The sequence below is a fragment of the Paenibacillus sp. MER 99-2 genome (genome assembly GCF_023714095.1).
GTDB lineage: Bacteria > Bacillota > Bacilli > Paenibacillales > Paenibacillaceae > Paenibacillus.
In genome coordinates, this window is the sequence record NZ_JAMAUZ010000010.1 from 38,951 (window position 1) to 61,395 (window position 22,445).

At 44.1% G+C, this 22,445-nt stretch carries 17 protein-coding genes, 1 tRNA gene, 1 other RNA gene and 2 pseudogenes; 14 read left to right on the forward strand and 7 right to left on the reverse strand.

Annotated elements, in window-relative coordinates:
• Nucleotides 1–169: 169 nt before the first annotated feature.
• Together M3636_RS25815 and M3636_RS25820 are read left to right on the forward strand one after the other, a co-directional pair.
• Nucleotides 170–439 carry an HPr family phosphocarrier protein gene (locus tag M3636_RS25815; RefSeq protein ID WP_056695263.1) on the forward strand — a complete coding sequence of 90 codons (270 nt, stop codon included), beginning with the start codon at nt 170–172 and terminating at the stop codon, nt 437–439.
• A 145-nt stretch (nt 440–584) separates the two neighbouring features.
• Nucleotides 585–1,337 (forward strand): SIMPL domain-containing protein, encoded by a 753-nt coding sequence (locus M3636_RS25820; protein ID WP_128099850.1) that lies wholly within the window; start codon nt 585–587, stop codon nt 1,335–1,337.
• Between the two features lie 186 nt (nt 1,338–1,523).
• On the opposite strand, the gene M3636_RS25825 is transcribed toward M3636_RS25820, so the two are convergent.
• Entirely contained in the window at nt 1,524–3,458 is a 1,935-nt protein-coding gene (locus M3636_RS25825; RefSeq protein ID WP_251384447.1) for a hypothetical protein, read from the reverse strand.
• 346 nt (nt 3,459–3,804) lie between these two features.
• Here M3636_RS25825 and M3636_RS25830 point away from each other — a divergent pair, with 346 nt between their 5' ends.
• On the forward strand, nt 3,805–4,902 hold the full coding sequence (locus M3636_RS25830) for a stalk domain-containing protein (RefSeq protein WP_251384448.1): 1,098 nt from the start codon (nt 3,805–3,807) through the stop codon (nt 4,900–4,902).
• A 200-nt stretch (nt 4,903–5,102) separates the two neighbouring features.
• On the opposite strand, the gene clpP is transcribed toward M3636_RS25830, so the two are convergent.
• A complete protein-coding gene (gene clpP, locus M3636_RS25835) occupies nt 5,103–5,699 on the reverse strand; it encodes an ATP-dependent Clp endopeptidase proteolytic subunit ClpP (RefSeq protein WP_056695272.1) in 597 nt (198 codons plus the stop codon).
• A 179-nt stretch (nt 5,700–5,878) separates the two neighbouring features.
• Nucleotides 5,879–5,953: transfer RNA gene (locus M3636_RS25840), tRNA-Arg, on the reverse strand.
• Nucleotides 5,954–6,435: 482 nt separating this feature from the next.
• Here M3636_RS25840 and M3636_RS25845 point away from each other — a divergent pair.
• The 10 genes from M3636_RS25845 to ssrA all read left to right on the forward strand — a co-directional run bounded on the left by M3636_RS25845 (nt 6,436) and on the right by ssrA (nt 19,174).
• Nucleotides 6,436–7,461 (forward strand): sugar-binding transcriptional regulator, encoded by a 1,026-nt coding sequence (locus M3636_RS25845; RefSeq protein WP_128099853.1) that lies wholly within the window; start codon nt 6,436–6,438, stop codon nt 7,459–7,461.
• A 110-nt stretch (nt 7,462–7,571) separates the two neighbouring features.
• Nucleotides 7,572–8,579 (forward strand): type I glyceraldehyde-3-phosphate dehydrogenase, encoded by a 1,008-nt coding sequence (gap, locus tag M3636_RS25850; RefSeq protein WP_056695277.1) that lies wholly within the window; start codon nt 7,572–7,574, stop codon nt 8,577–8,579.
• Between the two features lie 147 nt (nt 8,580–8,726).
• On the forward strand, nt 8,727–9,908 hold the full coding sequence (locus M3636_RS25855; protein WP_128099854.1) for a phosphoglycerate kinase: 1,182 nt from the start codon (nt 8,727–8,729) through the stop codon (nt 9,906–9,908).
• Between the two features lie 33 nt (nt 9,909–9,941).
• Complete coding sequence (gene tpiA, locus M3636_RS25860) at nt 9,942–10,694, forward strand: triose-phosphate isomerase (RefSeq protein WP_128099855.1); 753 nt, start codon at nt 9,942–9,944, stop codon at nt 10,692–10,694.
• A 1-nt stretch (nt 10,695) separates the two neighbouring features.
• Complete coding sequence (gpmI, locus tag M3636_RS25865) at nt 10,696–12,240, forward strand: 2,3-bisphosphoglycerate-independent phosphoglycerate mutase (RefSeq protein ID WP_128099856.1); 1,545 nt, start codon at nt 10,696–10,698, stop codon at nt 12,238–12,240.
• Between the two features lie 240 nt (nt 12,241–12,480).
• Nucleotides 12,481–13,767: a phosphopyruvate hydratase gene (eno, locus tag M3636_RS25870; protein ID WP_128099857.1), complete on the forward strand. Its 1,287-nt coding sequence runs from the start codon at nt 12,481–12,483 to the stop codon at nt 13,765–13,767.
• Nucleotides 13,768–13,976: 209 nt separating this feature from the next.
• Nucleotides 13,977–14,210: a preprotein translocase subunit SecG gene (secG, locus tag M3636_RS25875; RefSeq protein WP_128099858.1), complete on the forward strand. Its 234-nt coding sequence runs from the start codon at nt 13,977–13,979 to the stop codon at nt 14,208–14,210.
• Between the two features lie 528 nt (nt 14,211–14,738).
• Entirely contained in the window at nt 14,739–17,519 is a 2,781-nt protein-coding gene (rnr, locus tag M3636_RS25880) for a ribonuclease R (RefSeq protein WP_251384449.1), read from the forward strand.
• 292 nt (nt 17,520–17,811) lie between these two features.
• Nucleotides 17,812–18,294, forward strand: coding sequence for an SsrA-binding protein SmpB (smpB, locus tag M3636_RS25885; RefSeq protein ID WP_128099860.1), 483 nt, complete (start codon nt 17,812–17,814; stop codon nt 18,292–18,294).
• Nucleotides 18,295–18,809: 515 nt separating this feature from the next.
• Nucleotides 18,810–19,174: a transfer-messenger RNA gene (gene ssrA / locus M3636_RS25890) on the forward strand.
• A gap of 239 nt (nt 19,175–19,413) precedes the next feature.
• On the opposite strand, the pseudogene M3636_RS29860 reads toward ssrA, so the two are convergent.
• A pseudogene (locus tag M3636_RS29860) lies at nt 19,414–19,506 on the reverse strand (zinc metalloprotease); the annotation flags it as partial.
• Between the two features lie 7 nt (nt 19,507–19,513).
• Nucleotides 19,514–19,762 (reverse strand): annotated as a pseudogene (locus M3636_RS29865) (YgjP-like metallopeptidase domain-containing protein); the annotation flags it as partial.
• 502 nt (nt 19,763–20,264) lie between these two features.
• Here M3636_RS29865 and M3636_RS25895 point away from each other — a divergent pair.
• Nucleotides 20,265–21,365 carry a DUF5677 domain-containing protein gene (locus tag M3636_RS25895; protein WP_251384450.1) on the forward strand — a complete coding sequence of 367 codons (1,101 nt, stop codon included), beginning with the start codon at nt 20,265–20,267 and terminating at the stop codon, nt 21,363–21,365.
• Between the two features lie 301 nt (nt 21,366–21,666).
• Here M3636_RS25895 and M3636_RS25900 read toward each other — a convergent pair whose 3' ends face one another.
• Together M3636_RS25900 and M3636_RS25905 are read right to left on the reverse strand one after the other, a co-directional pair.
• Entirely contained in the window at nt 21,667–21,957 is a 291-nt protein-coding gene (locus M3636_RS25900; RefSeq protein ID WP_128099861.1) for a transporter, read from the reverse strand.
• A 42-nt stretch (nt 21,958–21,999) separates the two neighbouring features.
• Nucleotides 22,000–22,305: a hypothetical protein gene (locus tag M3636_RS25905; protein WP_145051995.1), complete on the reverse strand. Its 306-nt coding sequence runs from the start codon at nt 22,303–22,305 to the stop codon at nt 22,000–22,002.
• Nucleotides 22,306–22,445 lie beyond the last annotated feature (140 nt).

A 22,445-nucleotide genomic window follows, 5' to 3' on the forward strand; every position in this document is an offset into this window, starting at 1 on the left:
AGGAACGTCTTCCTGAAGTATGATTCCGTGTCAATATGATGTCCTGGATTGGGAGTTCATTCCTGACTGGTTTTTTTCTTCTAGTGTCCTGCACAGGTTAATGGTATAATGTTATATAAATATAATTGTGTATTTAATGTCTAGATTTCATAATAGGGGGTAAGTTTCTATGACAAAGCACCCGGTAGTTGTCCGTTTGAAAACGGGTCTCCATGCCAGACCTGCGGCACTGTTCGTTCAAGAGGCGAATAAGTACTCATCTGAAGTGTTCGTCGAGAAGGACGACAAGAAAGTAAATGCAAAAAGTATCATGGGGATCATGAGTCTTGCAATCAGTACAGGTACGGAAATCCATATTAGTGCTGAAGGCGCGGACGCCGAACAGGCTGTAAACGCTTTAGTTAGTCTGGTTAGCAAAGAAGAGCTTGAAAACCAATAAGATATGACTGAACGATTGAAGAAGTCCCGAAAGGGGCTTTTTTGCGTTTCAGAGCCAAGGTATGCAACATTTTGGAATTTGCTCCGTCTGTTAAGGTATCAAATCACTTTGAATTTGAGATGTTAACTATAAGGAGGCTACGGTCATGGGTAAACAATGGATGAGACCGCTTGGTGCGGTATTGGTGGCAAGTTCACTATTGGTTGGAGGAACAGCTTGGGTTGCTCCAGGGAATTACGCATATGCTGCTGAGGTTCAAGGCGTACAGCAGAACGTAATCAATGTTGTTGGTAAAGGTGAAATTCAGGTGAAACCGGACATCGCTTATCTATCCATCGGGGTAAATAGTACAGCGGAAACAGCGGCATCAGCTCAAAAAGCAAACGCAGCTAAAATCCAGAAGGTAACTAACCTGCTGAAGAATACGTGGAAAATTAGCGATAACGACATTCAAACAAGTCAATTCTATGTACAACCCAACTACACATACAGTGAAAAAGAAGGACAGCAAGTGAAGGGATATACAGCTCATCACACACTGACAGTAACCTATCGTGAGATGGATAAAATCGGTGAGTTGTTGGATGCAGCTTCCCAAGCTGGCGCGAATAACATTGAAAATGTTCGTTTTACTGTAGAGAATCCAGAGAACTATGAATCTCAAGTCATTGAGAAGGCTGTAGCTAACGCGGATGTAAAAGCTGGAGCGATTGCGAAGGCGGTTAAACGTCAACTGGGTGCAGTATTATCTGTGAGCCAGCCTGATGCTAACGTGCCCGTGTTCTACGCATCGGAGAGTTTGATGTCCAAAGCTGCGGATACCGCAGCTGGTACTGAAATTGAAACTGGTCAGGTTAAAGTAAGTACGACATTGAACATCACATATGAAATGAAATAAAGTTTGTATTTCGTATAAATAAGCGACCACCAGCATAATGCGGGTGGTCGCTTTTCGTTATTTGTATCGTAGATGAGGTCTACATTGTTTTGCCCATGAAAAAGCTTAACGGGTTAATGTATTGCAAGTGGGCGAAATTAAGATTTATTTGCGGTAATCGTAAAGTTTTAAGTGGATGCTAATAGCTTAAAATCGATTAGGGTCAAAGACCGGTAGTTGTAGCTTATATGCAAGATACACCTCTAAATTGTAAGGAATGGCGATGGTTGCTACTCCGTTTTCCAATACATCGGTTGGTATAGCAGTGGATGTTGCCTCGTATCTATTGACCATATCCACGGGAATGTCCATTAACACTTTGCTGTAATCGTTACTTAATATCTTCACATGGAGCGTTTGTCCATTACTCTTATAATTCTGCATCCGAATTCGTAACGTACGATTGTGATTCAACACAACTTCTATATTACGAAATGCAGCGCGATCTGCATCACTCATCTCATAAGGCTGGGTACCTACGAAAGAAGTATAATCCCCGGCCACCTGCTTCACTTCTTCTACAGTTGCCCGATAAGGGAGCGGTGCAGGTGTCATTGCAGCATCCGTTTTGCGTTCCTCATCACTGAATTGCAGCTCGGTATTCATGACATGTTTGCTTGCAATGGATACCTTAAGCCCGAGATCCTTGTTCCATTGCCCCAGTGGAAGATAAACCTTACCCCCGACAACCTGTTGCTTGCTTTGACTGACGGCGAGCTTACTGGTTCTACTATTCCGCTTGAATAGCAGGTCTCCCCCTTGGATTTCATATTGGATATGAAAGGCATTCGTGAACTCCTCTAAAGGAACATAATACAAGCCGTTCATGTAGAACGTAGGTTGTCCGTTATAACGAAGTACACCTTCACCAGAAGTAATCGCTACAGGTAGTGTTAAAAAAAACATGCCCTCATAAGAGAAGGAATCCCAATAATTGACCCAATCTCTATATTGACTGTACTCAATCTTAAAGTGTTTTCCTTCCGGAATATAGTAGAAGGAAGGTGGGTATGCCTGTGGGTTAGAGAAATAATAATCGATGACATACAAATCATCTGAGGCCCATTGTATCCCTTCCACGCTCGCCCGGTACAAGCTTTCGTAGGATCGAACCTGCTTCAATGTTTTGAGATCATATACAAGCACCTTGCTAGCCTTGGTTTTCTTAATTCCTACCGAGGGATCAGCAATCAGAACCAAATACTTAAGATTAGGCGAGACGAACGTTTTTACATCTCTGACTTCGCCTTTGAAAAGTGAGGTCGCTTTTCCGCCGCGAATCCCCTCTACAACCGCACGGTAGGTCTGTTCTTTATAAGTACTAGTCCACTTGATTTTTGTGTCACCTGCCATAAACGTCTTACTGGAGACAGGTTGTTTGGTGTCGTACACAATGTCATTTTTGGTTACTTTCACTGGGCTACCCTTTAATCCGCCAAATAAGAGGATAAAGCAACCGGTGAATTTTACGTCAGGACAGTATGCACCGAGAGGTGTGGACGCAGCTGAACTGCTTGTACTGAATTTAGTATCTGTCACATCTTGGCTAGTAATGATGCTGCCATTGGATAAAACTCGTTTGTTATCTACAAGGGAATAGTACTGGGTATCACCGTTATCCGATCTTACGGAGTACAGCCCTTGTTTGGCCCAAAGTTTGAGCCAGTTGTTGGATTTGATCTCTGTGATTTTGCGAAGCTTAATGGAGGCATAGTCATATTCATAAATGACGGCACCTGTGTTCAGGTAGGCTAATGTATATGCCTTCAATCCTTGTGGAGTGTCTACGACAACACCGTCTTGTTGGTTGAATCCGTTAGTCGAAGTGAATCGATATGAAGAGGGCTGCAACGATGAGTCGCTGAAATCATACTCCTTAACCTTTTTCACACCTGTGTCATAACTAATTACCGTTGTTCGTACAGTGACCTGCTGTTGTCTTTCATCAAATATGTAGGTTGTACGGTGTCTTACTTTTTCCTTGCTGCCTTCTGTAGTTGCTGCTGAATGTCCAGTTTCGGGATAAATTGTGAGCAATAGGGAACAGATCAACAACAGGGCAATACATTTCCTAATAATCATATAACGTTTCCTCTTTCCTCTTCTCATATTGTCTTTTTTTCTAAAGGTGTGCGGGTTAACCCTAATTCATAATATCGGTGAGTTTACTGATGTTGTTTAATGAATTATTGGACTGGCAGACCTCTATTTATCGTTCATTTAGTATCTTTTTTGTATATATGTTCGTGACAAAACGGTCATTTTCGGCGCAATTTATTTCAACTTTATCGTCAAGATTGTAACTGGAGCTGTAAACCTTTCCTCAAATGGGTTAATTATAATAAAGAGGTGAGCGTATGAGGCATTATCGTTCAACATACATACGCAATGAACCCTTAGTGTGAATTATGGAGAGGAGTTTTTATATATGACATCATGGAAGAAATGGACAAGTGCGTTGCTGGCGGCTGGAATTATTGTAGGTAGTGGAGCAGGGTGGCAGGAAAGTTCGGTTCAAGCGGCTTCGGTCTCAACTAAAGTAACGACTCCAACGGAAGTAACACTGAAATCGGCAGGTAAAACGCTGACTCAAAAAGGGCTTCTGCAGGGTGGATCTACATGGGTGTCTCTAACTGCGGTCAAAGATGTTGCAGGCGGAACGTTAACGTATGACGCAAAGAACAAAGAGTATACGCTGACCGCAGCTAACAATAAGATGAGAATTAGTCTAGCTGATGGATCGCCAATGCTTAGAGTGAACAACTATTATCCGGGTGTTGAGGCGAAGCTGATTCAAGGGCGATTATACATTCCTTTCTCTGCGATGAGAGATTATCTGGGTGTTCAGGGAAGCTGGAATGGGCAAGCGAAGACGTTAACACTTAGCAAAGTGAAGCAGAATAATGTAACGGTAAAAGCAACTACGGTGAAAGCGACTGTCAAAAATGCTGAAGTGGATATCCAATATCCGCAGGTGAGCGGACTGGCGAATGATAAAGCTCAAGCGGCAATCAACAAGGTGCTGAAGGATGAGGCTGATGCGTTTGTAACAGACTTCAAGAAGCAGGCTGGTGAATATGGAGCTGCCACTGCGAATCGCCCGTACGCTTTTGAGAGCACATATGTTGTGACATATAACGAAAATGGCGTGCTGGGACTCATTACACAGCGCTATGAGGATTATGCAGGAGCTCATGGCATGACGACCCGTTCAGGACACACGTTTGATCTAGAAACGGGCAAGGAACTGTCGCTGAATGACGTGCTTCAAAACAATACAGCGATGCGTGACACGCTTGGCAAAAAAGTAGGAACTCAGCTTAAAGCACGTGGCGGTTATCTGGATGGATACACTGGCTTGAACAAAGACCAGGACTTCTACGTTACGCCAACGGGCATTGTCGTGTTCTTCCAACTGTATGAGTACACTGCATATGCTGAAGGGTTCCCGGAGTTCCCATTCACGTACAAAGAAGTGCTTCCTAAAGGTGCAACGCCATTCAGTGGAGTAGCGACTGAAAAGTAAGAGCAGAAACGTTATCATATGTTTAATAAATATCAGGATTTATCACGTATAGAACGGCAGTTTAACGACGCGCAATTGCAGTTGCCATCATCATAAAATGACAAAAAAATCCCACCATTCGTAGAATGGTGGGATTTTACTAGTTCATAGTTAGCAGCCAAGAAGGCTTCAAATTATGACTCTATAGGTGAGTTCTGCGATTATACGCCTTCTGAACCTACTCTTTCGATAACTTTATCAATGATACCGTAATCGGCAGCTTCAGCAGCACTCATGAAGTAGTCACGATCTGTATCTTTCTCGATACGCTCCAGGGGTTGACCGGAACGCTCGGAGATGATGCGGTTCAATGTGTCACGCATTTTCAGAATGCGACGAGCACGGATTTCGATATCTGTAGCTTGACCTTGCGCTCCACCAAGTGGTTGGTGAATCATGATCTCACTGTTAGGCAATGCAAAACGTTTACCTTTGGCACCCGCATTAAGCAAGAATGCACCCATGGAAGCTGCCATACCTACGCAAATTGTAGATACATCTGGTTTGATGAATTGCATTGTATCGTAAATGGCCATACCGGCTGTGATGGATCCGCCTGGGCTGTTGATGTATAAGTGAATGTCTTTCTCTGGATCTTCTGCAGCCAAGAATAACATCTGTGCCATAATGGCATTCGCCACAACGTCATTCACGTCACTGCCAAGGAAGATGATACGATCCTTCAGCAATCTGGAATAGATGTCATAGGCCCGCTCACCGCGGTTGCTCTGTTCAACGACCATTGGAATATAACTCACGTGAAAAACCTCCTCGGAAATGTAAATGTTAAATTGGTGTTTATATTTAAACTGTTACCGTATTACCCACATCATAAACAATTCCAAACAAAAAGTCAAAGAAAGTCAAACTAACTTTGAAAAAAAAGAAACCTTTCCGGTTTCATTGGTTAAAAGGGTTATGTACTACGAAATAAGAATGGCGCGCCCGCCAAGAATCGAACTTGGATCTCAGGCTTCGGAGGCCTACGTCATATCCATTGGACCACGGGCGCACATGAATTGTTGGCTACTCTTTCGTAGCGCAGATGCTTGCACATAAATGAGCTTCAAATATGTGACAGCATTAATGATTATATCTTAAGCGTGTTCGAAATGCAAGCAAATGATCAGCCTCGTAGTTTGGAATACAACGAAAATGATCATGATGAAGATAAGTGGATAAAGAATGTATTTAAGTACATGCTATAAGAGGTTTTGCACATGTTGAGCAAGGTAGAAATGAAGCCATATGTAGATGAGAATGTAGACTTTCTTCTATATATAGCGTGAAACAGATTCAACACTTACTAGAAGCTCAAGATTGTGAAAATAAGCGCGTACAAGCTCAGAGAAACGTTATGAAATGGGGCGTTTGAAACACTTGCATGTCGCGTCAGTTTTAGGTAGAATAGACGTGGGACTTAAAAAGTTAACCCGGGACATTTTGAGGCCATGAAAGAGAGCTTGGAACGAGAAGCTTGCGGGAGTGGAAAGCATGCGAAAGATTTTAGAAGTGCAAAAGCAGCTTCTGCCTGATCTCATGGATGTCTTGAAGAAGAGGTATACGATTCTACACCAGATCATGTTATCGGATGTGATTGGACGAAGAACGTTAGCTAATTCCATGCAGATGACCGAGCGGGTTCTGAGGGCTGAGACCGATCTATTAAAGGCTCAGGGACTTATTGAAATTGACAGTACAGGAATGAAGATCAGCGAGGCAGGTCATGATTTGCTGCAGCAGTTAGAACCTGTCGCCAAAGAGCTGTTCGGATTGTCCGAACTGGAAGAGCGCATCAAGCAAGCCTACGGTCTGCAAAAGGTAGTCGTTGTTCCTGGCGATTCGGACGTATCTCCATTTGCCAAACGGGAACTGGGCAAGGCCGGAGCGAAGGCTCTCGGCAATATTATGAATGATAACGACGTTGTTGCCGTAACAGGCGGTTCAACAACGGCTGAAGTTGCAGAGCAGCTTAATCCGCCAACACCACTCAAAGGTGTCTGGTTCGTCCCTGCACGCGGTGGACTAGGAGAAAGTCTCGAAATTCAGGCCAATACGATCGCATCCACGATGGCAAAACGGGTAGGAGCACAATACAAACTCCTGCATGTACCGGATTTGCTTAGTGACCATGCCTATGAATCCCTTGTTCAAGATCCGGGTGTCCAGGAGATTCTACAGCTGATTAGACAATCGCGCATCGTTATTCACGGAATCGGTGATGCCGTGGAGATGGCACGGCGACGCAAACTTGCTACAGAGATTGTGGAAGAGCTTCAGGAGCAAGGAGCCGTATCGGAATCATTCGGTTATTATTTTAATGATCAGGGTAACGTGGTTCACACCATGCTTACACTCGGTATGCGACTTCAAGATATTGAACGAACCGATGTAGTGATCGGAATTGCGGGTGGCAAAAGCAAAGCGGCTGCCATTCACTCCGTGCTTAGATTCGGCCAGGAAGATATTTTGATTATTGATGAGGCTGCTGCCAAAGTCATCGTTGCCGAACTGGAATGAGAATTAATTTTCTAGAACACTTCAAATTTGTTGTCTTGACGGACTTCACGGTCTGTCTTGAATATATAGCTTCATAAAAAAATCAATCAAAACTTGGGAGGAACTTACTCATGATTAAAGTAGGTATTAACGGTTTTGGACGTATTGGTCGTTTGGCATTCCGTCGTATTCAAAATGTAGAGGGCATTGAAGTTGTAGCAATCAACGACTTGACTGATGCTAAAATGCTGGCTCATTTGCTCAAATATGATACAACTCAAGGTCGCTTCGATGGCGATGTTGAAGTACATGATGGCTTCTTCAAAGTGAACGGCAAAGAAGTTAAAGTATTGGCTAACCGCAACCCAGAAGAACTTCCTTGGGGAGACCTCGGTGTAGATATCGTTCTGGAATGTACTGGTTTCTTCACAACTAAAGAAGCTGCTGAGAAACACTTGAAAGGTGGAGCTAAGAAAGTTGTTATCTCCGCACCAGCTACTGGCGACATGAAAACCATCGTTTACAACGTAAACCATGAAATCCTCGACGGTACTGAAACTGTAATCTCCGGCGCATCTTGCACAACGAACTGCCTGGCACCTATGGCAAAAACGTTGCAAGACAAATTCGGAATCGTTCAAGGTTTGATGACTACAATTCACGCTTACACTGGCGACCAAAACACTTTGGATGCTCCACACCCTAAAGGTGACTTCCGTCGTGCTCGCGCAGCGGCTGAAAACATCATCCCTAACACAACTGGTGCTGCTAAAGCAATCGGTTTGGTTATCCCTGAACTGCAAGGTAAATTGGACGGTGCAGCTCAACGTGTACCAGTAGCAACTGGTTCCCTGACTGAGCTTGTAACTGTATTGGGTAAAAAAGTTACTGCTGAAGAAGTTAACGCAGTAATGAAAGAAGCTTCCGATCCACAAACTTTCGGATACACTGAAGACGAAATCGTATCTTCCGATATCCAAGGTATCACTTTCGGATCCCTGTTTGATGCAACTCAAACTAAAGTTCTGACTGTTGGCGACCAACAATTGGTTAAAACTGTAGCTTGGTATGACAATGAAATGTCTTACACTGCACAATTGGTTCGCACTTTGGAGCACTTTGCAAAAATGATTAAGTAATATCTGCAATAACATAGAGCGGAAACAGAGTATTGTTTCCGCTCTTTATATATCAACCTTTTGCAAATTTCTCAAAAACACCAGGATTGACAAGGGTTTTTCGCTCTTCATTGGTCCACAAAATACATGGGTGCGGAGGAAATACAGATGAACAAAAAAAGTGTACGTGATATCGAATTAACAGGAAAACGGGCTTTTGTACGTGTAGATTTTAATGTGCCGCTCGAAGATGGTAAAATTACAGATGACAAGCGTATTCGTGCAACGCTGCCTACGATCAACTTCTTGATTGAAAAAGGTGCTAAAGTCATTTTGGCAAGCCACATGGGTCGTCCAAACGGCGAAGTGGTTGAATCCTTGCGTTTGACTCCAGCTGCTGAGCGTTTGTCTGAATTGCTTGGTAAAAAAGTTGTTAAAGCTGACGATTCCGTTGGCGAAACAGTTAAAGCTCAAATCGCTGAACTGAACAACGGTGACGTATTGTTGCTTGAGAACGTTCGTTTCCACGCTGGCGAAGAGAAAAACGATCCAGAACTGGCAAAACAATTTGCTGAACTGGCTGACGTTTTCGTTAACGACGCGTTTGGTGCGGCACACAGAGCACATGCTTCAACAGAAGGTATCGCTCACTTGCTGCCAGCTGTATCTGGTTTGTTGATGGAAAAAGAGCTTGAAGTATTGGGTAAAGCAATCTCCAATCCTGAGCGTCCTTTCACAGCAATCATCGGTGGTTCCAAAGTTAAAGACAAAATCGATGTAATCGACAACCTGTTGAACATTGCAGACAACGTAATCATCGGTGGAGGTCTGTCCTACACGTTCATGAAGGCTCAAGGTCATGAAGTAGGTCAATCCCTGTTGGATGAGTCCAAACTGGATGTTGCTCTGGGCTTCATCGAAAAAGCGAAGAAATTGGGCAAGAACTTCTACCTGCCAGTGGATATCGTAATTTCCGATGATTTCAGTGCGAATGCAAACACAAAAATCGTTGAAGTTGGCGACATTCCTGCAGATTGGGAAGGTATCGACATCGGTCCTAAAACACGTGAGATCTATGCTGACGTTGTTAAAAACTCCAAACTCGTTGTATGGAACGGACCAATGGGCGTATTCGAAATCGAGCCATTCTCCCACGGTACTCGTGCAGTGGCGGAAGCTTGTGCAACAACGGATGCTTACACAGTAATTGGTGGCGGTGACTCCGCAGCAGCAGCTGAGAAGTTCAAATTGGCTGACAAAATGGATCACATCTCCACAGGTGGCGGAGCATCACTCGAATTCATGGAAGGCAAAGTGCTTCCAGGCGTAGTTGCATTGAACGACAAATAAGTTTTAAGCTATAGCATGAAGGAGTTGAAAACCATGAGAACACCGATTATTGCAGGTAACTGGAAAATGTTCAAAACCGTTTCCGAATCCAATGACTTCATTCAGGAGGTTAAAGGAAAAGCGGAAGTAGAAGGCGTGGAAACTGTAATCTGCGCACCATTTACGAATCTGCCAACACTGGTAGAAGCGGTTAAAGGTACAAACATCAAAATTGGTGCCCAAAATCTTCACTTTGAAGATAATGGTGCATTCACAGGTGAGATCAGCGGCATCATGCTGAAAGACCTGGGTGTGGATTATGTCATTATTGGTCACTCGGAGCGCCGTCAATATTTTGCGGAAACCGATGAGACTGTCAATAAAAAGTTGCATGCAGCATTCCGTCACGGATTGACTCCAATCTTCTGTCTTGGTGAGACGCTCGAAGAGCGTGAAGCGAACCAAACAAAAGACGTATGCAAAGTGCAAACGGTAGCTGCTTTTGAAGGTCTGTCCGCAGAGCAAGCAGCACAAGTTGTTATTGCTTATGAGCCAATCTGGGCGATTGGAACAGGCAAATCTTCCACTTCCCAAGATGCGAATGAAGTTATTGCTTACATCCGTACATTGGTGAAAGATCTGTACAACGAGCAGGTTGCTGATGCAGTTCGTATTCAATACGGCGGCAGCGTTAAACCTGAGAACGTAACTGAATACCTCGGACAAAGCGACATCGACGGCGCACTTGTTGGCGGTGCTAGCTTGCAGCCAGCTTCGTTCATCGCGCTTGTTGAGGGGGCGAAGTAAGATGACAGCTCCAAAACCTGTAGCACTGATCATCATGGATGGCTTCGGTCTTCGTAATACGGTGGAAGGCAACGCGGTAGCGCAAGCCAAAAAACCGAATTATGACCGTTTTATGAGCCAATTCCCACACACAACACTCACTGCTTGCGGTGAGGCTGTAGGTTTGCCAGAAGGGCAAATGGGGAACTCTGAGGTTGGTCACCTTAACATTGGTGCTGGCCGGATCGTTTACCAGGATTTGACCCGTATCTCCAAATCAATTCGCGATGGTGAGTTTTTCGATAACGAAACGCTCGTAAAAGCTGTACGCGAAGCGAAACAAAACGGTAAAAAGCTTCATCTCTACGGATTGTTGTCTGATGGTGGCGTACATAGTCACATCGACCACTTGTTCGCTATGTTGGATCTCGCCAAAAAAGAAGAAATGAATGATGTGTATATTCATGCCTTCATGGATGGCCGCGATGTTATGCCGGACAGTGGTAAAGACTTCATGCAAAAACTGATCGCGAAAATTGAAGAGGTTGGTGTAGGGCAGATCGCTACGGTACAAGGTCGCTATTATGCAATGGACCGTGACAAACGTTGGGAGCGAGTTGAGAAATCATACCGCGCTATCGTTTATGGAGATGGCCCTAAATACACTGATCCACTCAAAGCGGTTGAAGAATCGTATGAGAAATCCGTATTTGATGAATTCGTTGAACCAACGGTTATCGTCAAAGCGGATGGTGAGCCGGTAGGTTTGGTAGAAAGCGGCGATTCCGTTATCTTCCTCAACTTCCGTCCTGACCGTGCAATCCAGTTGTCGCAAGTATTCACGAACCAAGACTTCCGCGGTTTCGATCGTGGACCGAAGTTCCCAGAAGGCTTGCACTTTGTGTGCCTAACTCTGTTCAGTGAGACGGTTGAAGGTTATGTGGCGTACTCGCCGAAGAACCTCGACAATACACTGGGTGAGGTTCTGGTACAGAACAACAAAAAACAACTGCGTATTGCAGAAACAGAGAAATACCCGCACGTAACGTTCTTCTTCAGCGGCGGACGTGATGTTGAGCTTCCAGGCGAAACTCGCGTACTGATTAACTCACCAAAAGTTGCAACATATGACTTGCAACCAGAGATGAGCGCTTATGAAGTGGCAGACGCATGTGTACGCGAGATTGAAGCAGACAAACACGATGCAATCATCCTGAACTTCGCTAACCCTGATATGGTTGGACACTCTGGCATGCTGGAGCCTACAATCAAAGCGGTTGAAGTAACAGACGAGTGCATGGGACGTGTTGTAGACGCAGTTCTTGCAAAAGGCGGCGTTGTGCTGATTACTGCGGATCATGGTAACGCGGATATGGTATTCGATGAGCAAGGACGTCCGTTCACTGCACATACAACGAACCCTGTTCCATTTATCGTTACTGATGCGAATGTAACATTGCGTGAAGGCGGAATTTTGGCTGATATCGCGCCAACGATTCTTGATCTGATGCAATTGCCAAAACCGGAAGAAATGACAGGAACATCTGTCATCGCTACCCGTAAATAAGATACACAACCTCTTATATGAATTGGGCAGTTTGACGTTTGCCCCGGAACGAAGGCAGCAGAAATAGTCTGAAGAAGCAACGCGTTCGCCTTTATCACATGATTTCAACTTATGACGATAAGTTCAAAGAAATCAGGGGGTAACAGCGATCGGAAGACGATTCTGCTGACGTAGTGAATAAGGGCAAGCACAAGTTTTCCCGAATTTAAATAAATCCAAATTTAAAGGAGATTATCACTCATGACTATTATTTCTGACGTGTACGCTCGCGAAGTCCTCGACTCCCGCGGTAACCCTACAGTTGAAGTTGAAGTATACTTGGAGTCCGGCGCAATCGGACGCGCAATCGTTCCATCTGGTGCATCCACTGGTGCCCACGAAGCTGTTGAGCTTCGCGATGGTGACAAATCCCGTTACCTCGGTAAAGGCGTTCTGCAAGCTGTTAAAAACGTAAACGAAACAATCGCTCCAGAAGTTATTGGTATGGACGCATTGGATCAACTGGGTATCGACAAATTGATGATCACTTTGGATGGTACGCCAAACAAAGGTAAATTGGGCGCTAACGCAATCTTGGCAGTATCCATGGCTGTAGCTCGCGCAGCTGCTGACGCTTTGGACTTGCCACTGTACGTTTACCTCGGCGGATTCAACGCTAAAGCTCTTCCAGTACCAATGATGAACATCATCAATGGTGGTGAGCACGCTGACAACAACATCGACGTTCAAGAGTTCATGGTTCTTCCTGTTGGCGCACCAAGCTTCAAAGAAGCTCTTCGCGTAGGCGCAGAAATCTTCCACAACCTGAAATCTGTACTGAGCTCCAAAGGCTTGAACACAGCAGTAGGTGACGAAGGTGGTTTCGCACCAAACCTTGGTTCTAACGAAGAAGCAATCACTACAATCATCGAAGCGATCGAAAAAGCTGGTTACAAACCAGGCGTTGACGTATTCTTGGGTATGGACGTAGCTTCCACTGAGTTCTACAAAGATGGTAAATATACACTTGCTGGCGAAGGTAAATCTTACACTTCCGCTGAGTATGTTGACCTTCTGGCTTCATGGGTTGAGAAATACCCAATCATCACGATCGAAGACGGTATGTCCGAAGATGACTGGGATGGTTGGAAATTGCTCACTGAGAAATTGGGAGACAAAGTACAACTCGTTGGTGACGACTTGTTCGTAACAAACACAGAGCGTCTGGGTAGAGGTATCGAGCAAGGTATCGGTAACTCCATCCTGATCAAAGTAAACCAAATCGGTACATTGACTGAAACATTCGATGCAATCGAAATGGCTAAACGTGCAGGATACACTGCTGTTATCTCCCACCGTTCCGGTGAGTCCGAAGATAGCACAATCGCTGATATCGCGGTTGCAACTAACGCTGGACAAATCAAAACAGGTGCTCCTTCCCGTACAGACCGTATCGCGAAGTACAACCAATTGCTCCGCATTGAGGATCAACTGGGTGAACTGGCTCAATACAATGGTCTTAAAGGATTCTACAACCTCAAAAAATAAGCTGTGTACACAGCTTTACGGGCAAGCCGGGTAACCGGCTTGTCTTTTTATTATGGAGAGGAATCTCCGTCAGACTTTGCTATAACAGTGGATAAAGTTGGATGAATGTATAGCAAGCACTACTTGTATCACAGCAGTAGCTATGGTACAATCAAACTAACTGTTTTTATGGTGAGATGTTATGCCCACATGGGTAGGAGGTGGAAAGAATGGATATTGCTTTGAAATTGCTGCTCGTTGTTTTCTCGATCGGTCTAATCACTGTAGTATTGCTGCAGCACGGGAAAAGCGCTGGTTTGGCGGGTGCCATCTCCGGTGGTGCGGAACATCTTTTCGGTAAAACGAAAGCGCGCGGACTGGATCTTTTCTTGCAACGTGCAACGGTTGTACTCGGTGCAGGTTTCATGATTTTGTCTATTATTGTTACGATCTTGTCCAAGTAAGAAGGATAGGTTCTCAGACAATTCAATAGCATGAGCGGAATTCGCTTGTAAGATTAACCTTCGTTTCGAGAAGAAACGGAGGTTTTTTAATAAATTTTAACGTGTCCAGTATTTTCCTGCCACCTATACTACATGAACTACTTTTTCTCTTCTGTTCGGTTCTCCTTCCTTCGAAAGGTATGCCCCTACGATGTAGGGAATGTACCTGTCTGTGCTTCCACACATAATCTATTCCTATAATGAGGTTCATGATACATGAACAAGTGGATTGATCCCTTTTTCAGTAAGTATAGAAGAAGTAATTCTAAACTGATATGATCCGTAGTTACGTTTGAAAGCGTGCTTATCCTTGAGCAATCCTGCGTCTGTGGTTTTTTTGTTAGGGACGGATGTGCTGGATTGAATTCGTGTATACTAGGGTATGAGATAGTAAGGTACGCATGACATTGCATGAAATTGGTAAGGATTCCGATACATAAAGAGATGAGACAAGATCATACTTTTATGTTTCCCGAGGTGAATATATTAATGATAACAGAACAACAATTGCTCGACTTTATGCGGGAAACCGCTTATAAACCCATGACTTATCAAGAGCTGGAACAGCACTTCGAGATTGAAGATGCAGCTGATTTCAAATCTTTTTTGATTATGCTTAATACGCTGGAGGAATCCGGCAAAATTCTGCTTACCCGCAACAACCGTTACGGTATGCCTGAACGTATGGACTTGGTTCGTGGACGTTTGCAGGCACACGCCAAAGGGTTTGCGTTTCTAATCCCAGAGGATCGAGAGCACCCGGACGTGTATATCCACGCGAATGATATGAAAAGTGCGATGAATGGTGACATCGTGTTCGTGAAGGTGACTTCCAAAGGGCCGTCAGGTGGACGTTTGGAGGGCGAGATCGTTCGCATTGTTACACGTGCGGTGACACAAGTCGTCGGTGTATTCCAAAGCCATGAGGTATACGGATTCGTCATTCCGGACGATAAACGCATTAATAGGGATATTTTTATCCCACGCACTAATTTTGCTGGAGCTGTAGATGGACAGAAGGTTGTAGCGAAGATCGTTAGTTACCCAGAAGGCCGTGCGGCGGCTGAGGGTGAGATTATTGAGATTCTCGGGCATAAGGATGAGCCGGGCATTGATATCCTGTCCGTTATTCGCAAGCATCAACTGCCAGAAGCTTTCCCGGATGAAGTCGTTGCGGAGTCAGAGCAGGCACCAGACTCCATCACAGATGAGGAGATTGTTCAACAGGGGCGTCGTGATCTGCGTGGGCTGAATATCGTTACGATTGATGGCGAAGATGCCAAAGATCTGGATGATGCGGTAAACGTTGAGAAGCTACCTAATGGCAATTATCGTCTGGGTGTTCATATTGCTGACGTTGGCTATTATGTGCGCGAGAACTCTAAGCTGGATCAAGAAGCGTACAATCGTGGATGTAGTGTGTATTTGGTGGATCGCGTTATTCCGATGTTGCCACAACGCCTATCTAACGGCATATGCAGCTTGAATCCGCAGGTAGATCGTCTGACATTGTCCTGTGAGATGGAGTTTAACGACCAGATGAAGGTTGTGAAGCACGATATTTTCACAAGTGTCATTAAAACAAAAGAGCGGATGACGTATTCCAACGTTCGTAAAATTCTTGAAGGCGAAGAGCCGGAATTGCTCGAACGATATAAAGATCTGGTGGATGACTTCCATCTGATGAAGGAGATTGCCTTGAAGCTGCGTGCGATGCGTATGCGCCGGGGGGCGGTTGACTTTGATTTTGAAGAGTCCAAGATCATTGTAGATAAAGAATGCAAACCGATTGATATTGTGAAACGGGAGCGTTCGATTGCGGAGCAGATCATTGAGGAGTTCATGTTAGCGGCTAATGAAACGGTGGCAGAGCATTTCCACTGGCTTAAAGTACCGTTCATCTATCGTGTGCATGAAGACCCGGATCAAGAAAAACTGCAAAATTTCCTCGCCTTTGCGGCGAATTTTGGACACCACGTTAAAGGTCGCGGTAACGCCATTCATCCACGTGCACTCCAATCGTTGCTTGAGGATATCAACGGAACAAAAGAGCAGACGGTCATTAGTACGATGATGCTACGTTCCATGAAACAGGCGAAGTATGATTCTGAAATGTCGGGTCACTTCGGTCTGGCGGCAGAATTCTATAGTCACTTCACTTCTCCAATCCGTCGTTATCCTGACCTTGTTATTCACCGTGTGATTCGTGAGGTTATTGAGAACAACGGAGCTCTTCCAGAAAATCGTCAAGAGTACTTGGCTGGACGTATGGCGGATATTGCACAGCAATCATCCGAACGTGAGCGTGTTGCGGTGGAAGCAGAACGTGATACGGAGAAAATGAAAAAAGCTGAGTATATGCTGGATAAAGTAGGCGAAGAGTTCGAGGGTATGATCAGCAGCGTAACGAGCTTCGGTATGTTTATTGAACTGGAGAATACAGTAGAGGGTCTTATTCGCCTGAGTGCGCTCACGGACGACTACTACCATTTTGACGATCAACATATGGCTCTTATTGGGGAGCGTACTTCCAAAGTGTTCCGCATCGGTGATGAAGTGAAGATCCGTGTGGCACGTGTAAGCATGGAAGAGTATACGATTGACTTTGAAATGGTGGATATGAAGCCTCGCGGTGAGCGTCCTGGTGGTTTCGGTGGTGGTCGCGGCGGTAAAGGTGGTCGCCCTGGAGGTAACGGTGGACGTGGTGCAGCGAAAGGTGGATTCAGTGGTTCACGTGGTGGCAAAGGTGGCTCTGGCGCTACAGGTGGTGCTGGAAGAGGTCGTGGCGGCAGATCACCGGAAGAGAGCAGCAAAGGTGGACGCGGCGGACGTAGTGGTTCAGCGAATGCTGGAGCAGGCTCAACTGGCGGCTTTGCTGGTAAAGGCAGTGGCAAACCGAAGGGTGAGCGCCGGAGTGGAGAAGCTGGGGGATCGACTAATCGTGGCAAAGGAGCAGTAAGCTTCGGCTTTGGTTCAGGCAAAGGCGGCTACAGCTCTGCACCAAGTGGTAGTCAGGAGCAAAGTGCTGGCGGAGGCCAGGGAAGTAGCTCTAGCGGTCGCAGCGATCGCGGTGAGGGTAGCTTCAAATCCGGTAAAGGTGGCAAAGGCGGCAATGGCCGCAAAAAAACGTCACCTAGTGGTATCTTTATTGGCGATGCAGCAACACCTGGAGGCACTCAGGAAGGTGGAGCACCTCGTCGTAAGCGGAAGAAGAACAAAGGCGGAGCCGGTAATAGTACGGCGGCTTTTGTACGGAAGAAGAAAAAGTAAGGTAAGGCTGTTGAATAGATGAGTGAATCGACAAGGTTCATGATCTGGATGAGCAGAACGATCCTTGAAGAAGCGGTATAGATGAAAAGAGACTGTCTTGAGGAATGTGTGAAGCTGTTTCGTATCGTCTGGAAAAGGTGTAATGAGGAGGGGCGGCTGAGGTCGCCTCTTTCTTGATTTTAACAGCCGTAATTGCTACAATTGAGGTCTGGCACGGGTAATTTGGTGCAACATGAATGCATTGTGGACACAAGCATGGAACGGATTTATTTTATGAAGAAGGAGTGAGGACATGGGCAAGAATGATGGACAGAGTAAAGTGCTCGCACAGAACAAAAAGGCTTCCCATGACTACTTCATTGAAGATACGTATGAAGCGGGCATGGTGCTTACCGGAACGGAGATTAAGTCTATTCGTAACGGACGTGCGAATATTGGAGATGCGTTTGCCACGATTCGGAACGGTGAGATTCATATTCACAATATGCATATTAGTCCTTTTGAACAAGGGAACCGACATAATCCACTCGATCCTACGCGCACACGGAAGCTCTTGCTACATAAATCGCAGATTCACAAGCTGCTTGGACTGTCGAAGCAAGACGGTTACAGCATTGTGCCGCTGAAGATTTATGTGCGTAATGGCTACGCGAAGCTGCTGCTTGGACTGGGTAAAGGTAAGAAACAATATGATAAACGTGAGACTGCTGCCAAGCGGGATGCACAACGTGATATTCAAAGAGCAATGCGCGAGAAGCAGAAGATCGCTCGTTAATTGGATCGTTAAGCGTGAGAGGCTGCATGTAGATTTCGTTAGCCATTAGTTGCTGGTGAATTAGTGACAGTCATATCATGATAGAGAATCTCAAACTTGTCCGGTAATGGGCGGGATTGAGATTTTTTATTGCTTGAACAGTAGGGTACGTTTGATACGATAAGATAAGTTCGTGGTTGCTTAATTTTCTCGGATGGTGGGTAAAATAGTTAAGTGAAGCTGATGATGAATCGTTGCTACGTGGCAGTAAACTTTACTTCGTCTGAGGGACGCGGTATAATATGTAGACGATTCGCTGGTAACTGCTGTATTGGTTAAACTTGCACAGTTACTTAGCCTGCTGGAATGTCTTCCAGCAATCTGTACTATATCGGTGAGCTGTCCTGTGATAAGATTACTTATGTAGCAGACAGGAATGCCGAGTTAGAAAGAGCATCTTTTTACCTTGGAGGAAAAAGATGTGCAGCACCTTTGCTCCGTATTCACGGATTAATCCTGGAGCCCTTCTTATATGAGGGGGCGTTTATGGATTCGACGGGGATAGTTCGAGCATGGGTAGCGGGTAGTGGGGACGCGTCCGCTTCATCAACGCTAAAGCCTATTAAACGGCAAACAACAAACAAACTACGCTTTCGCAGCCTAAGAAACTGTGTGCGTGCTTCTAACCTGCATCGCCCATGTGACAGGATTAGGGGCTAACAAGTAGTGGGATACGCTGTCACATCTCCGCCTGGGGTGTGCTGAAGAAGACAATCAGGCTGACCCAACGTATAGCCGGTTACGGGGCGATACTCGGGTGACATCAAAACTGTGACTACACCCGTAGAAGCTTATGTGTCGTTATCTTCGGACAGGGGTTCGACTCCCCTCGCCTCCATTAGTAGTATCAGTGACAGCCACCAAATGGTGGCTGTTTTTGCTTGTTGGATTCAAGGGAGTAAGTTAAACAATGATTCAAAACATAGGATCTCCACTTGCCATTATAACTTGTTGAGCAACTAATTTAATAAGTTCAATATCATAAGTTAAATTGTTCGGCTTCTTTCGAGAATGGTAAAGTCATCTCAGAGTTCTGATCTAAATCGTTTGCTTTTGTATCAGCACTGTTTTACGTTATTGTTACAGCATGAGTCTAGGGCCTTTGTTCCGCAGCCATTCTTTCCGCTCTTCGTATTCGGGCATAATAGAACGCAGATAACTCCAGAAAGCTTCAGAATGATCAGGAACCTTTTAGTTGAGCCATTTCATGCACAAACACATAATCAAAAATACGAAGGGGAGCCATCATAATGCGCCAATTGATGAGAAGCTCCCCTTTCTTTGTGCAGCTACCCCAACGTTTTTCCTGATCTTTAAGTACCACAGAAGAGGGATTAAGCTCAGTAAGTTTGTTGTAGTGCTTGAGGCGTTCTTTGAGCTTGAAAGTGTCTTGAGATTTATACCAATCGATATAGAGTCGTTTTAACTTTTCCGTCTGCTGCTCTTAGCTGTAATCTGAAGGGAGGGTCGCCATAAACCTTCCATTTTTACACGAGAGTGAAGGCTGTTCGTTGTTCTGCTGGGTCACTTTGAGCCTATACGCTCTACCCAAGTAACGAATCTTCTCGCTGCTGAAAAACTCCAGAGACGCGGCTTCGTCTTCGATTTCGCGGAAGGCGTACTGTTTTTTAAGATCCAAGGAGCTTTTTGATACATAATCTCGTCAATTCGTTCCTGAGAAACGGAGTCTGGGACGATAACTTGGACTCCTTCGTGCAGGTCCACGGTGATGGAAATGTCTTTTTTAATTGGTTTGAGGATTAGCTTATATTTGATAATGGTATTACCATATTTAATGTGGCGTAGCATAATGTACTCCTTTAAAGGCGGTTTTAAAAAATGTTTAAAGGTAGTATACAAGATGAAATACAAGATTCGATAGCATCAAAACAAAATTAATTATTAAATTATGATTAGGAGGGTTTAAGAAAATGGAAATTTTTTGGAGTAATTATGTTTCTGTAGGCGAAAAATATAATTTAGAATCTTCAGAGGGATTTAAATCAAAGATAAAAGAAAAACTATGGGATTCAGCATATCAGCAGCATCCAAACCTTGTAGTGTGGGGAGATGGAAAGAACGAATTGCTTCGTAACTCACTCTCGAATAAAAAGTACAATTTTGATGTTTTTCTTTTTGTTGTATTAACGCTAGGAAACTATCCGGAACAACTAAACTATGCAAGACAAGTAACAGCGCATAGAATAATAGATTCTATTCAATCATTTTTAATATTAATAGAGTCAAAAAACTACTCAGCATCAGGAGCAACACTGAGGTTAATTTTAGAGAGTATTTCCATGCTTGAGAAAGTTTTGAGAAAAGCAAAGTTTAGTATGTCGAAAATAGAAAAATATTTAAAACAAGTTGAATCAAGTCAAGACGAGGCTAAAAAAATCCTTTCAAAAGTAAATGAAGAGTTTATAGAAATTGAAAAAGATTTAAATAAATTAGTCTCAGAAACGTTTGTTGACTGGCCAGAATATAGCAAGACTGGTAGGCTGCAAGAATACAAACTTAAAGAGGATTACTTTGATCCTACCCCTCAAATGGGATACAGCAAAACAATCTCTAAAATGGAAACTACCTCAAAACCACATAAAGGAGAAACGTGGTCGATGCTCTATACATTCCTTTGTGATTTTACGCACCCTTCTGTCGGGTCACGAATAAATGGATTAGATACTGAAAAGTCTAAAATTTATAAAATAGGAAATGTTAATATGAGAAAATTAGTTTTTTCTAATATATCTAAACCCAACAAAATGGTAGATGATATATCAACAGATTTAATGTATTTTTCTTTTGATCTTCTTAATTTGTATGTTGACGTTCATGAAAGTTTTGAAGAGATTCACAAACAAATCAAAAGAGACTCGAGAAAGCTACTTAGAATCACATTAAAACACATACAAAAATCAAATAACAGTGTTATAAAGCAATTAAAGAGTACTGTTAAACCTTATGATCCATGTATATGTTTTGGAGAACAAAAATTTAAATTTTGTTGCGGTAATACTGAGAATTGGTAAACATAGTTAGAAACTCTCATTTCATTTTCACTAGAAGCAGCGTTAAAGAAGCGAAATTTTGAATAAGAATAATACATCAATTTAATAAATTATGTTTTGGAAAGCATGAGCTTAAAATAGTGCTACTCAACAATGCGGCTCGGGTGACATCAAAACTGTGACTACACCCGTAGAAGCTTATGTGTCGTTATCTTCGGACAGGGGTTCGACTCCCCTCGCCTCCATTAGTAGTAATAGAAAAAGCACCCAGGAGGGTGCTTTTTTGTTTTTGTGAGTGGAAAAGGGATCGCAATTTTCTTCTTTAAAAACATGTAAATGACACAATGCTTCTTAGATCAACTCCAGTAAACACCCATCTTCGACCGGTCCATCTAAAACCTGCAACGGATGTACGTCCTACAAAGGTTGGGAAGAACCAGAACGAGTTCCCATTTCTCAGCCACACATAGGTGTTGCGAAATAAACAACCGACAATAGCACCGGGGTCGATGGCGAACGCTGTAGCAGCGGGTTGCGGTGGTGTGAATTGTGGAGGAGGAGAGGATGGCGGCTGCTGTGTTCCTTGTGGTCCTTGAGGCGGCATGAATGCCATAAGATTTCACTCCTTAATGATAGGGTTAGGCTTAGGTCAGGCCTACAATAATGAAATGGCGAGTAAATTAAACAGCACCAGGGGTAATACGACATCATTTTGGAAACCAGGAACAAAGCCTCGATTAGTCATAGGGCTTGGTAGTTTTAAGTATAAAATTCCCCTTTCGCAGTGGATGAGTAACCCTTCAAAAACATCGCCATCTACTGTCTCCACTCGAACAAGTGTATTAACATGGTGTTTACATGTATTTGTTACATGGTCTTGAATGGATTTTAAGTTATTCATAGTGGTTGGATCCATTCGAAACAATGTTTGTTCTTGTTGTCCCTGCACTTGCAAGTTCATGGTCATGACCTCCAATTTAGATTCGTTCATATTCTCCATGCTATGCAAAAGCCTATAGGGGAGTGACAGTCTACATGCGATTGATAACAGGTTTCCATTCTTTTAAATGGGCTGACCCGAAGGAGATTGAGTAAATAAAA